Annotated in this window: 5 protein-coding genes, 1 tRNA gene and 2 rRNA genes; 1 reads left to right on the plus strand and 7 read right to left on the minus strand. The window is 48.7% G+C overall.

Going from position 1 to position 14,353, the window contains the following annotated elements; genetic code table 11:
• Positions 1-76: 76 nt before the first annotated feature.
• From F0220_RS26900 to F0220_RS26910, 3 genes are all read right to left on the minus strand, one after another.
• Positions 77-3,126: ribosomal RNA gene (locus F0220_RS26900) — 23S ribosomal RNA — on the minus strand.
• 208 nt (positions 3,127-3,334) lie between these two features.
• Positions 3,335-3,410, minus strand: a tRNA-Ala gene (locus tag F0220_RS26905).
• Positions 3,411-3,518: 108 nt separating this feature from the next.
• Positions 3,519-5,071 (minus strand): 16S ribosomal RNA (locus tag F0220_RS26910).
• Together the 16S and 23S rRNA genes with 1 tRNA gene alongside form the textbook arrangement of a ribosomal RNA operon.
• Before the next feature lie 599 nt (positions 5,072-5,670).
• Between F0220_RS26910 and F0220_RS26915 the strand changes: the two genes are divergently transcribed.
• Positions 5,671-7,044: a molybdopterin-dependent oxidoreductase gene (locus F0220_RS26915; protein WP_105600041.1), complete on the plus strand. Its 1,374-nt coding sequence runs from the start codon at positions 5,671-5,673 to the stop codon at positions 7,042-7,044.
• Positions 7,045-7,178: 134 nt separating this feature from the next.
• Here F0220_RS26915 and ligA read toward each other — a convergent pair whose 3' ends face one another.
• From ligA to F0220_RS26935, 4 genes are all read right to left on the minus strand, one after another.
• The gene (gene ligA / locus F0220_RS26920) at positions 7,179-9,200 is read right to left on the minus strand and encodes an NAD-dependent DNA ligase LigA (protein ID WP_105600043.1); all 2,022 of its coding nucleotides are present in this window, start codon (positions 9,198-9,200) and stop codon (positions 7,179-7,181) included.
• Between the two features lie 411 nt (positions 9,201-9,611).
• The gene (gene pcrA / locus F0220_RS26925; RefSeq protein WP_105600044.1) at positions 9,612-11,966 is read right to left on the minus strand and encodes a DNA helicase PcrA; all 2,355 of its coding nucleotides are present in this window, start codon (positions 11,964-11,966) and stop codon (positions 9,612-9,614) included.
• A gap of 537 nt (positions 11,967-12,503) precedes the next feature.
• The gene (locus tag F0220_RS26930; RefSeq protein ID WP_374954415.1) at positions 12,504-13,190 is read right to left on the minus strand and encodes a heptaprenylglyceryl phosphate synthase; all 687 of its coding nucleotides are present in this window, start codon (positions 13,188-13,190) and stop codon (positions 12,504-12,506) included.
• 186 nt (positions 13,191-13,376) lie between these two features.
• The gene (locus F0220_RS26935) at positions 13,377-14,252 is read right to left on the minus strand and encodes a phosphatidylinositol-specific phospholipase C/glycerophosphodiester phosphodiesterase family protein (RefSeq protein ID WP_105600048.1); all 876 of its coding nucleotides are present in this window, start codon (positions 14,250-14,252) and stop codon (positions 13,377-13,379) included.
• Positions 14,253-14,353: the final 101 nt, after the last annotated feature.

A 14,353-nucleotide genomic window follows, 5' to 3' on the forward strand; every position in this document is an offset into this window, starting at 1 on the left:
CTTAACTAACATTTCAGAGTTGTTGTTCTCTGAAAACTAGATTCGAAACGAAACACGCGAATTGTCACTTGCATATTTGGATAAGCCCTCGACCGATTAGTACTGGTCAGCTCCATGCATTGCTGCACTTCCACCCCCAGCCTATCTACCTCGTCGTCTTCAAGGGGTCTTACATACTGGGAAATCTCATCTTGAGGGGGGCTTCACGCTTAGATGCTTTCAGCGTTTATCCCGTCCGTACATAGCTACCCAGCGGTGCTCCTGGCGGAACAACTGGTACACCAGCGGTACGTCCATCCCGGTCCTCTCGTACTAAGGACAGCTCCTCTCAAATTTCCTACGCCCACGACAGATAGGGACCGAACTGTCTCACGACGTTCTGAACCCAGCTCGCGTACCGCTTTAATGGGCGAACAGCCCAACCCTTGGGACCTACTTCAGCCCCAGGATGCGATGAGCCGACATCGAGGTGCCAAACCTCCCCGTCGATGTGGACTCTTGGGGGAGATAAGCCTGTTATCCCCAGGGTAGCTTTTATCCGTTGAGCGATGGCCCTTCCATGCGGTACCACCGGATCACTAAGCCCGACTTTCGTCCCTGCTCGACTTGTAGGTCTCGCAGTCAAGCTCCCTTATGCCTTTGCACTCTTCGAATGATTTCCAACCATTCTGAGGGAACCTTTGGGCGCCTCCGTTACTCTTTAGGAGGCGACCGCCCCAGTCAAACTGCCCACCTGACACTGTCCCCGCACCGGATTACGGTACCAGGTTAGAACCTAGATACGATCAGGGTGGTATCCCAACGTTGCCTCCACACAAGCTGGCGCTCATGCTTCAAAGGCTCCCACCTATCCTGTACAGATCGTACCCAAATTCAATATCAAGCTGCAGTAAAGCTCCATGGGGTCTTTCCGTCTTGTCGCGGGTAACCTGCATCTTCACAGGTATTAAAATTTCACCGGATCTCTCGTTGAGACAGCGCCCAAGTCGTTACGCCATTCGTGCGGGTCAGAATTTACCTGACAAGGAATTTCGCTACCTTAGGACCGTTATAGTTACGGCCGCCGTTTACTGGGGCTTCGGTTCACAGCTTCGGGATTACTCCCTAACCACTCCCCTTAACCTTCCAGCACCGGGCAGGCGTCAGCCCGTATACTTCGCCTTACGGCTTCGCACAGACCTGTGTTTTTGCTAAACAGTCGCTTGGGCCTTTTCACTGCGGCCCCCTCGTGCTATTCACACTACCGGGGCACCCCTTCTCCCGAAGTTACGGGGTCATTTTGCCGAGTTCCTTAACGAGAGTTCTTCCGCGCGCCTTAGAATACTCTTCTCGCCTACCTGTGTCGGTTTGCGGTACGGGCACCATCACCTGGCTAGAGGCTTTTCTTGGCAGTGTGAGATCATGACCTTCGCTACTATAATTTTCGCTCCCCATCACAGCTCAGCCTTACAATGTGCGGATTTGCCTACACATCAGCCTTACTGCTTAGACGGACATCCATCAGTCCGCGTCACTACCCTACTGCGTCCCCCCATTGCTCATAACGGCTTACGGTGGTACAGGAATTTCGACCTGTTGTCCTTCGACTACGCCTTTCGGCCTCGCCTTAGGTCCCGACTTACCCTGAGCGGACGAGCCTTCCTCAGGAACCCTTAGGCTTTCGGCGGATCAGATTCTCACTGATCTTTTCGTTACTCATACCGGCATTCTCACTTGTATAATGTCCAGCGCTCCTTACGGTACACCTTCAACCCTTATACAACGCTCCCCTACCCCTGGATCGACTTCACTCCAGCTTCGAAGTCCTGTGTTTATCCCCTGGGAAGCATTTGGTCATCCAAGATAGAGTCTCTTGTCAGACAAAAATGTCCTTGTGGTAAACACCGCCTCAAAGAAGCAGTGAAGTCGATCCAAGCCATAGCTTCGGTGGTGTGTTTAGCCCCGTTACATTTTCGGCGCAGAGTCACTCGACCAGTGAGCTATTACGCACTCTTTCAATGGTGGCTGCTTCTAAGCCAACATCCTGGTTGTCTGTGCAACTCCACATCCTTTCCCACTTAACACACACTTGGGGACCTTAGCTGATGGTCTGGGCTGTTTCCCTTTTGACAATGGATCTTAGCACTCACTGTCTGACTCCCGGAAGTAAGTCTATGGCATTCGGAGTTTGACTGAGCTTGGTAACCCTTGCGGGCCCCGCACCCAATCAGTGCTCTACCTCCACGACTCTGTTTTCCGAGGCTAGCCCTAAAGCTATTTCGGGGAGAACCAGCTATCTCCGAGTTCGATTGGAATTTCTCCGCTACCCCCACCTCATCCCCGCATTTTTCAACATGCGTGGGTTCGGGCCTCCAGTGCGTGTTACCGCACCTTCACCCTGGACAGGGGTAGATCACCCGGTTTCGGGTCTACGTCCACGTACTATGTCGCCCTATTCAGACTCGCTTTCGCTGCGGCTCCGGCTCTTCACCTTAACCTTGCACGGGAACGTAACTCGCCGGTTCATTCTACAAAAGGCACGCCATCACCCCTAAAACGGGCTCTGACTTTTTGTAAGCACACGGTTTCAGGTTCTATTTCACTCCCCTTCCGGGGTGCTTTTCACCTTTCCCTCACGGTACTGCTTCACTATCGGTCGCTAGGAAGTATTTAGCCTTGGCAGATGGTCCTGCCGGATTCATACGGGGTTTCACGTGCCCCGCACTACTCGGGATCCGTCTCGGAGGGAACAGACTTTCAACTACAGGGCTTTTACCTTCTTTGGCGGGCCTTTCCAGACCTCTTCGCTTAACCGGTTCCTTTGTAACTCCATGTGAGACGTCCCACAACCCCAAAGAGCAAGCTCTCTGGTTTGGGCTTCTCCGCGTTCGCTCGCCGCTACTGACGGAATCACTATTGTTTTCTCTTCCTCAGGGTACTTAGATGTTTCAGTTCCCCTGGTATGCCTCTACACAACCTATGTATTCAGTTGTGAGTAACTGGAAATTACCCCAGCTGGGTTTCCCCATTCGGACACCCCCGGATCAAAGCTTGCTTACAGCTCCCCGAGGCAGTTTCGTTGTTCGCCACGTCCTTCATCGGCTCCTAGCGCCTAGGCATCCTCCGTGTGCTCTTAGTAGCTTAACCATTGCGCTTGTGTTCGAGCTGTCGCTTCCCTTGTTTTGGACTACGTCCAAAGCCAAAAGTCACTCCATTTCGATCACTCGCTCCAGCAATCTACCTTATAAACACTTCACTTGTTTACACAAGATCAGCTTAAAGGAATGTTCTAATTCGCGTTTGTTTCGTTTCGATATCTAGTTTTCAAAGAACAAGCCAAATAGATGAAATTGTTTGGTGGAGCCAAGCGGGATCGAACCGCTGACCTCCTGCTTGCAAGGCAGGCGCTCTCCCAGCTGAGCTATGGCCCCTCAAATTCCATCAAAACTGAACAAATGGATAAGTAACTGTGTTGCTGGTGCAGGTTCTAAGAACCTGCGTATTTGAATGTTTCCGTTGCAGGAAACGATTCTCCATAGAAAGGAGGTGATCCAGCCGCACCTTCCGATACGGCTACCTTGTTACGACTTCACCCCAATCATCTATCCCACCTTCGGCGGCTGGCTCCTTGCGGTTACCCCACCGACTTCGGGTGTTATAAACTCTCGTGGTGTGACGGGCGGTGTGTACAAGACCCGGGAACGTATTCACCGCGGCATGCTGATCCGCGATTACTAGCAATTCCGACTTCATGCAGGCGAGTTGCAGCCTGCAATCCGAACTGAGACCGGCTTTGTTGGGATTGGCTCCATCTCGCGATTTCGCAGCCCGTTGTACCGGCCATTGTAGTACGTGTGTAGCCCAGGTCATAAGGGGCATGATGATTTGACGTCATCCCCACCTTCCTCCGGTTTGTCACCGGCAGTCTATCTAGAGTGCCCACCCGAAGTGCTGGCAACTAAATATAAGGGTTGCGCTCGTTGCGGGACTTAACCCAACATCTCACGACACGAGCTGACGACAACCATGCACCACCTGTCTCCTCTGTCCCGAAGGAAAGGTACATCTCTGTACCGGTCAGAGGGATGTCAAGACCTGGTAAGGTTCTTCGCGTTGCTTCGAATTAAACCACATACTCCACTGCTTGTGCGGGTCCCCGTCAATTCCTTTGAGTTTCAGTCTTGCGACCGTACTCCCCAGGCGGAGTGCTTAATGTGTTAACTTCGGCACCAAGGGTATCGAAACCCCTAACACCTAGCACTCATCGTTTACGGCGTGGACTACCAGGGTATCTAATCCTGTTTGCTCCCCACGCTTTCGCGCCTCAGCGTCAGTTACAGCCCAGAGAGTCGCCTTCGCCACTGGTGTTCCTCCACATATCTACGCATTTCACCGCTACACGTGGAATTCCACTCTCCTCTTCTGCACTCAAGTCACCCAGTTTCCAGTGCGATCCGGGGTTGAGCCCCGGGATTAAACACCAGACTTAAATGACCGCCTGCGCGCGCTTTACGCCCAATAATTCCGGACAACGCTTGCCCCCTACGTATTACCGCGGCTGCTGGCACGTAGTTAGCCGGGGCTTTCTTCTCAGGTACCGTCACCTTGAGAGCAGTTACTCTCCCAAGCGTTCTTCCCTGGCAACAGAGCTTTACGATCCGAAAACCTTCATCACTCACGCGGCATTGCTCCGTCAGGCTTTCGCCCATTGCGGAAGATTCCCTACTGCTGCCTCCCGTAGGAGTCTGGGCCGTGTCTCAGTCCCAGTGTGGCCGATCACCCTCTCAGGTCGGCTACGCATCGTCGCCTTGGTGAGCCGTTACCTCACCAACTAGCTAATGCGCCGCAGGCCCATCCCCAAGTGACAGATTGCTCCGTCTTTCCAGTTCCCTTCAGGCGAAGAAAACAATTATTCGGTATTAGCTACCGTTTCCGGTAGTTGTCCCAAACTTGAGGGCAGGTTGCCTACGTGTTACTCACCCGTCCGCCGCTAACCATCAGAGAAGCAAGCTTCTCATCAAGTCCGCTCGACTTGCATGTATTAGGCATGCCGCCAGCGTTCGTCCTGAGCCAGGATCAAACTCTCCAATAAAGTATTGAAAAGAGCGATAAGCTCATTTTGAATCTGACGATTCATTGTGAATCAAAAGTTACTATCCATTTGTTCAGTTTTCAAGGAACTTGTATGTCCGTTTATGTTGACGTTTGTCAACCGGACAGGAATCTTATCGTATCATGTTAACTAACTTACTGTCAACACTTTGTTTTCATCACCTTTAAAATGATTATGACAATCATTCGTTTGAAGCGACAAGAAATAATATATCATGTCATGATTTATTTAGCAAGCATTTTTAATCAACCTTTTGATATCATGATATCTTCATCTACGGTGTCTTGTCTCCAACCTGAATTCGACAGATTAGCACATTCTCTGAACCCAAGATGGGATAACGATCCCCTCCCTTCTGTTCGTTTGAAGAAAGTGATCCAAAAACTCTATAATAAGGTATATAGATATAGAGATAAGGTTTAGCAGTCAAGTGTACTACTTTCATAAGTAGCCCATGAACAATCGTATAACCATCTCGCATTGCACCTTTACACAGATCACGTACTCCATTCACAGCTAGCTATTACATATTAAAGTTCTGAATAAACTCATTACTAACCTATATGGGGTGATCGCACTTGAAGCAATGGTTAAAGAACAGACGCAAAGGTTACGGCAAAAAATTGGTTTCCATCCATGCTTGGAATGCCTGGATTGTTGTGATCCTTGCTATAACAGGTCTTATGCTGGTAGGCGGCTTTTGGCGCGAGATACTCGGAATTGGACGTGTCTGGTTAAAATGGCTACATATCATCGTTGGGCTAGCTATGCTGGCACCCGTAGTATATTACTTGATTTTGGCCGGAAAGCACTGGAAACAGCTTCGTAACAGACCATGGCAGAGGGTGAACACCATCTTTGTTCTTGCTCTGCTGGTAGGCTGGCTCCTCTCGGGTATTGTATTATGGCAGTTCAAGCTGGCTGGACCTCGATGGTCGAATGCTGCACTTTTGATCCATGACCTGCTGACTTGGGTGGGCTTACCTTATATTATCTATCACTCCATCACTCGGACCAAATGGTTAAAGGACCCTGCACGTCGTGCGGTTAAAACCACTACAGCTTCAACACGAACTCAAAATACAGCTGATCCATCTGATTCAATATCGGATGAAAAAGAAACTCCAGCTGCTGTATCTTCTTCCCAGTTTGATCGCAGTTCCGAGAGAGATCCCCTCAAATCTGTGGAGCGACCTCAACCGTTGTATACACGACGAGCTTTTATCCGCTCTGCTGTGGGGGTTGGTCTCGCCGTGACTCTTGGTCCTACTTTTATATCCTGGGTAGGACGAAATCTCAAGATCGATAATAGTATTGATAGCATGCTGGAGAACGATCCTAACCGTATGGTTCCTCTGCCACAACCGCTGTCCGCCTCTTCACCTCCCCTTGGAGGCGGGGCTGAAGGTCATTTCCGCGTATATACGGTTACGCCCATACCGACCTTCTCCAATGCTAACTGGTCTTTCCGTATTGATGGATTGGTTGAACGGGCACAGGTCTGGAACTGGGAACAGTTCGTGAAGCTCGCGCGTACCGTACAGGTTAGTGATTTCCACTGTGTGACAGGGTGGTCTGTATATAAAAATACCTGGGAAGGCATCTCACTTGCACAGCTTTTGAAGCAAGCCGGGGTCAAACCAGAGGCTCATAGTGTGAAGTTTTATTCCGGTGATGGTGTGTATACAGATGCGATTACGATGGATCAAGCACAAATGGAGGATATTATGGTGGCTGTCATGCATGATGGCAAACCCATCCCAGCTGATCTTGGCGGTCCGGTACGGCTCGTCATTCCTCAGATGTATGCCTATAAATCGGTAAAATGGTTAAATCGCATTGAACTCATCGACAGCGAACATATCGGTTACTGGGAAGAGCGAGGATATGACAAGGATGCATGGCTTACAGGCGCATCTCAGCGCATCCCTAACAATTTAAGTGGATCATGATCAGATAAGATAAGATTGATGAGCGTTCTTTCGTTGTATCAAATAATTCAATAAACAGCAAAAGCCCCCGATCACATATTCGTGTCTTCGGGGGCCTTTTTCTTTTTCCTCATTATGAACTCTCTGATTACACTTTAACCCTGTGGGTTCAAAAGACGTACAAGTTCGTCCTCATCCTCAATCGTAGGAATACCGAGATCATGGGCTTTGGTTAGTTTACTACCTGCCTTCTCTCCGGCAATAACCAAATCTGTCTTTTTCGACACACTGCCAGTCACCTTCGCTCCGAGCGCTTCCAGTCTTTGCGTTGCTTCTTCCCGCGTCAATTGGTGCAGCGTTCCGGTCAAGACGACCGTTTTACCACTGAAGAAGGAATCTTCCACAACAGCAACGGTTGGTGCCTCAGGTGCCTGTGCTTTCACACCCAAGTTAAGCATTTTCTCAATCGCAGCCTGTGTAAACGGATCTGCAAAGAAAGTTACGATGCTCTCTGCCACAATACCACCGACATCGGGTAGTTCAACCAGTTCTTCCACGGTTGCATTCATAATGGCGTGCAGATCTCGATAATGATCAGCGAGCATGCGCGTTGTCGATTTACCTGTGTTCGGAATACCCAGTGAGTATAAGAAGGAAGCCAAGTCTCTATCTTTACTAAGCTCCAGCGCAGCGATAAGGTTGTTCGCTTTCTTTTCCCCAAACCGCTCCAGCTTCACCAGATCATCAAACTGTAACGTATACAGGTCGGCAGGCTCACGTACGTTCAATTCATCATACAACTGAATCGCCGTTTTCTCACTGAACGTCTCGATGTCCATGGCATCACGGGAAGCAAAATGGGAAATACGTGCCACCGTTTGTGGTTTACACGCAAGTCTATTGTTACAGAACAGATGCGCTCCGCGTTGCTCCAGTGGGAATCCACATGCCGGACACTGCTCAGGGAAGACGATCTCCTCGCCATCACTTTCCTCCGTCACTTTACCCAGAATTTCTGGAATGACATCATTGGAGCGACGGATAAAGACCCGAGTGCCCAGAGCAAACTTCAGATTTTTGCGTTCAATATCGCCGACATTGTTCAGCGTACAGTTCTGTACCGTTACCCCGGCAAGTTCAACCGGTTCTACGCGTGCCAGTGGAGTGACTTTGCCGGTACGACCTACATTCCATACCACAGCATTAAGAACCGTCGTGGTCTCTTCTGCCTCAAATTTATATGCCACCGCCCAGCGAGGGAATTTATCGGTATAACCCAACACCTCGCGGGTGCGCATGTCTGTAATTTTGATAACCGCCCCATCAATCAGATAGTCCAACTGACCCCGGTTCTCCTGAATTGCAGCCAATTGTTCCATCACATCATCAAACTCATGGAAATAAGTAATGGATGGATTCACCTTGAAGCGGTTCTCACGCAGGAAGTCCATCATCTGCTGATGATTGGCGAACTGAATCTCATCTGAATAACCTACGTTATAAAAGTAAGCATTCAGTCGACGCTCAGCCGTCGCCTTCGGATTCAGGTTACGCAGTGCTCCCGCTGCTGCATTCCGCGCATTCTTGAGCGGTTCAGCCGCTGTCTCGTTGTATCGCTCCAGGACAGACAGGTTCATGATACCTTCACCTTGTACTTCAATCGTACCGCTTGTGTATGGAATTTTGAGCGGAACCGATCTGATCGTTTTTACCTGTGCTAAAATCCCTTCGCCTACGGTACCGTTCCCTCTTGTAGAGGCTTGTACCAACTCACCGTTGGTGTATGTCAGGTTCAGCGTCAATCCGTCAAACTTTAACTCAATGACATAACCTGGTTCCGGTAAAGGCGTATCGGGATTTTTACTGTTATAGTCGTTAATCAGTTTCAGTACACGGGTATTCCAGCTGCGCAGCTGCTCAATATTTTGCGCTTTGTCCAGACTCCATAATGAAGATAAATGGCGATGTGGGGTAAACCCTTTGAGCAGTTCGCCGCCCACACGCTGTGTTGGAGAATCAGGCAGAACCATGCCGCTTTCCTGTTCCAGCGTAACCAGTTCATCGTACAGAAGATCATACTCCTTGTCGCTAATCTGTGGCTGATCCATCGTGTAGTACTGATAATTATGCTGGTTCAGCTCGGTAACGAGTTGCTCCATCCGGTGCATCGGGTCCATACAGGGCCATCCCTCCGTTAATTTGATCTATGTAGAACGAACACTCCTATTGCACGTGAACTCCGATAACAGTATAACTTTCCATCGTTGATATCACTACATAATTTTAATGAATGAATATCCACACTGACACTCCGATAACAGAATAACATTCCGATCGCTGTTATCCCCGGATTTCTTTTAATCCATTTTAAAAGGTGGAAATCCGGGGATAAAGGCGAACGCTATGCTTCTTCAAGTTATTTCTGCTCTCTCCGTTATCGTGTGGATGTTAGATTGAACTTATATAGATTTCTATTCATATCAATCAAGGTTAGAAAACCCGTTACAAAACGAGGAAGATGCTTAAAAAGCAGTTTTCCTTATGGAAGTTATTTCTGTTATCGTGCAAAAGGAAGTTTCGTTCAAAAATTATTCCACTTTCGTAATTGGAGCAAACCCGGCAAGCAAACGTTTCACACCCACCGGAGCCGGGAAGGCAATCTGCAGTTCGGTATCATTACCCGTCCCTTTGACCGCAACAATGGTGCCTGTCCCCCATTTGCCATGCTGTACTTTATCTCCTGCCTTGAATCCTGTTTCACCATCAGAAGCTACCGGCTTGGAAGCAGACGATGGCGTAGAGTATGTTGGGCGGGAGGTACTTGTGGTCACACGCGAAGTTGGCGTGGATGAGGTAGCAGATGAACCGCTCTTGCTTTGGTGATCAAAGAGCTTGGTGCCACCACCGAAGTTACTTCCTCCACTGGACCCCAGTCCCCGTCCGCCATATGAGCCGCCTCCGCTACTTCCGCGACGGTAACGATCACGAGCCATGGAAGTGTCTTCCTTCAGCTCATCCGGAATTTCATCCAGGAAGCGGGAAGGTGGGTTCGCTGTGGTACGTCCAAACAAGGTACGCATCTGGGCACACGACAGGAAAAGTTGCTCTTCCGCACGAGTGATCCCAACATAAGCAAGTCGGCGTTCTTCTTCCAGTTCTTCATTGTCCATAAAGGCACGGCTGTGCGGGAAGACGCCTTCCTCCATACCCACGATAAAGACAACCGGGAACTCCAGTCCTTTGGCACTGTGCATGGTCATCAGGGTAACCGCATCGCTCTGGTCCTCTTCATCATCGTTCATGCTGTCGATGTCCGCAATCAATGCAAGATCAGTGAGGAACGATACGAGCGTTTTGTCTTCATTATTTTTCTCAAATTCCATGGTTACGGACAGGAACTCATCAATGTTCTCGAGCCGTGCACGAGATTCGAGTGTGTTTTCATTTTGCATCTCAAGACGATATTGGCTCATCTCAAGGATCTTCTCGGTTAATTCAGTTACAGACAGATATTCTACCATCTGATGCAACGCAGCAATCATGTCATAGAACTCCACCAGCGCATTCCGCGTACGGCCAGCAAAACCAAGATCATCCACGACCTGTAGCACTCGGAAAATGGAAATTCCACGCTCTCCAGCCGCAGCCGCCAGCTTCCCTACCGTTGTATCACCGATACTACGCTTTGGTACATTAATGATCCGGGTAAGGCTGATATCATCGTCAGGGTTGGATAACAGGCGCAGATACGCCAGAATGTCCTTGATCTCTTTACGATCATAGAACTTGATGCCGCCGACAATCTGATACGGAATATCAGACTTGATCAGAATTTCCTCTATAACCCGGGACTGGGCATTGGTACGGTACAAAATGGCATGGTTCTGATAGGATTTGCCGTTCTTCACATTTTTACTAATCTCGGAGGTTACAAAATACCCCTCATCATGTTCGGAATCCGCACGGTACACCTTGATTTTTGAACCACCCTCTTTGTCCGTCCACAGTTTCTTCGGTTTACGCCCTGTATTCAGGCCGATCACTTCGTTCGCTGCATTCAGGATATTGGAAGTAGAACGGTAGTTCTGCTCCAGCAAAATCGTATTTGCTTCAGGGTAATCTTTCTCAAAGTTCAGGATATTACTGATATCCGCCCCACGCCAGCGATAGATCGACTGGTCACTATCCCCTACAACGCAGATGTGGTGGTGACTGTCCGCGAGCATGCGGCACAACATGTACTGTGCACGGTTCGTATCCTGATACTCGTCCACGTGAATGTACTGGAATTTCTTTTGGTAAAAGTCGAGGACTTCCGGCACTTCCTTGAACAGTTGAATGGTCTGCATAATGAGATCGTCGAAATCAAGTGAGTTGTTGGCTCTTAACCGTTTCTGGTACATCTTATATACCTTCGCCACAATACCTTCGAAATAATCTCCCGACTGCTTCTCATATTGCTCCGGACTGATCAGTTCATTCTTGGCCGTGCTCATCATCGATTGAACTGCTTTGGGCTCAAATTTCTTGGTATCAATATTCTGATCTTTCATACAGCTACGAATTACAGATAATTGGTCCGATGAGTCCAAAATACTGAAGTTGGAGGTAAAGCCAATACGTTCAATGTCACGGCGCAAAATACGCACACACATGGAGTGGAATGTGGATACCCAAATGTCGCGGCCCTGAGATCCACCTACGAGTTGGGATACACGATCTTGCATCTCACGCGCGGCTTTGTTCGTAAATGTAATCGCTAAAATGCCCCACGGGGGTGCCTTCCGTGTTGCAATGAGATAGGCAATCCGGTGTGTCAGCACCCGCGTCTTGCCAGAGCCCGCTCCGGCCATAATCAGCAGCGGGCCATCCGTCGCCTCGACGGCTTGCCGTTGAGGGGTGTTAAGCCGTGCAACGGCATCATGTATATTTACAGGTTGCATGCATGCATGCTCCTTTCGTTGGTTGGTCTATAAAGCAAAATTAATAGGTTACACTCGCCACTCCGATGACAGAATAATCTTCCGATCGCTGTTATTCCCGGATTTTTCGATCTACTTTTTCAAAGGTAACAATCCGGTAATAAAGGCGAACGCTCCGCTTCTCCAGCTTATTTCTGTCCTCTGCGTTCTCGTTCTCGTGTAAAAATTAGTTTAGCTTATATTTAAGGGTAGTTGAATTCACAAGAGAGAACACTTCGTTTCTTCAGATTGCTTCTGGGACTCTCCGTTTTTGTGGAAACATAGTTCCTGTATACGAATTGCTTAGTAAAAGAACAATATCGGATAATAAGAGATTGCTTAGAATTTAGCTTTTGTACAGAAAGCTTATAACGAATGCTTCGCTTCTCTAGCTTATTTCGATCCTATTCGTACTCGTGTAAACGACATTACGCTCATATAACTTCTTTACTTAGTAAGGGCAAAGTTCTATTTTAACAGATCATAAGGGGAAAATGGGGGAATGGTAAACTAAACCGATTAAATGGTTTCTTTTACGGCCAACACCGTCTCAAGTGCTTTGTTCAGATCACTATACACAATGTTGCCTACCACGATGGTATCTGCAACCTGGGCAGCTTGCGTGGCTTTCTCCAGATCATCAATTCCGCCGCCGTAGATGAGATGTGCCCGCTCCAATTGTCTGTGTGTCTCACCAACAAGCTCCATATCTCCGAACGTTCCGCTGTACTCCATGTATACAATTGGAAGATTGAGCAGACGCTCCGCAGCCTGGGCATATGCCACCGCAGCTCCTGTCGTCAGATCCGTATCTGCCCCAGTCAACCGCGCTACCGTGGAGTTTGCATTAAGCACAATATAACCCTCGGCAATCAGGAGATCCCAAGGGATAAGATAACCGTAACGCTCTATAGCTTGCTGGTGGTGCCCAATCACCCATTTGCTGTCCGTTGCATTCAGGACCATTGGGATCAGATATCCATCAAAGCCGGGAACAACAGCCTCCAGATCGGATACTTCAAGCACACATGGCAACTCATAACGACGCACACGGGACATCAGGTCTACCGTGTTCTCGTAAGTAATTCCCGAAGATCCACCGACGATAATTGCATCGGTCCCCGACATGCAGACCAGATCGAGTTCTTCGTCTGTAATCTCCCGGTCCGGGTCAAGCTTAAACACATGTCTCCACTGCTTAATCATGTCTATCAACGAACATTCCTCCAGAGGTTCTTCTGCATCCTAGAAAGCTTGTAAACTAAGTCTAAGTCAGCAGGCAGTGAGTGTCAATGTTCGTATAAAAAGGGGAACAGAAAATCACAGACATTTCCCGGTCCTGGTAGGGAAAAGCCTATGATTTGGAATTTGCATAATTATAATTACGACATTTTACGGTCTCCAGGCAAACCGTGTATTCATCTCATCCAACTCTTGCTCCGTCAGCACGTCTGAGTATACTCCGTACACGCCCCACTTCTCATAGTTAGCCACCTGTTCAGTATCGTTGATGGTATGCACGTAGGTGACTGAGCCTGCACTATTCAGCTTGGCGACGAAATTCTGGTTTACTTTATATTCCGGCATAGTCACGGCATCAATATCATTCTTTTGCACAAAATCAACGACCTGATCTTCTGTATCCTGTGTGGCATATAACGTATAGATAATGGAAGGGAATGCATAGACTTCTTTCACCGTTTCGAGCATCGGTTCGTTATAGATTTGTACAACCACTCGATCCAGCACGGATGGATCATGTTCTTTGGCTGCATCCACGAGGGACCTTAACACCTGCTGAATATCCTCATCCTTCTGTTCCTTGGTGTCGGTTACGATATACATATCCGGGTACTGAGCCAGTACATCTATAATGCCGTCGGCATCCATGGGTTGATACATGCCCAGAATGGGCGTATTCATGAACTCATCATGTGTCAGCGCCCCGGCTTGTTTTTCCTCGGGAAGCTCTTGGTCCTGTTCTAGCATTTTGCTCATATTAGCGGTCCATTCATGTCTGGCTACAGCTATGCGATCCGAGGTCAGCATAAAGTCGATCTCAAAGACACGTGTGCCTTTCTCGTAATTGGCAATCATCGCTTCATAGGCGTTGGTATATGGTTGATCCCTGATGCTGCCCATCGCATGGGCGATTAATCTATAAGCGGTAAATCCGTCCCGTTGTTCCTCACTCTCGCTTTCATAGGCGAAAAAGAGTGTGCCCACGGTGACGATCAGTAGTATTAACACGGCGGCAATGCGTTTCATATCACATTCACATCCTCAGTACCTTTTTGTTAGCTAACTACCCGAATTAATTAGGTGTAAAACAAAATAGCCGCCCGGAGGCGGCTGTTAAATGGTGGATA

It is taken from the genome of Paenibacillus sp. 37 (genome assembly GCF_008386395.1).
In the GTDB taxonomy this organism is placed as follows: Bacteria; Bacillota; Bacilli; order Paenibacillales; family Paenibacillaceae; genus Paenibacillus; species Paenibacillus amylolyticus_B.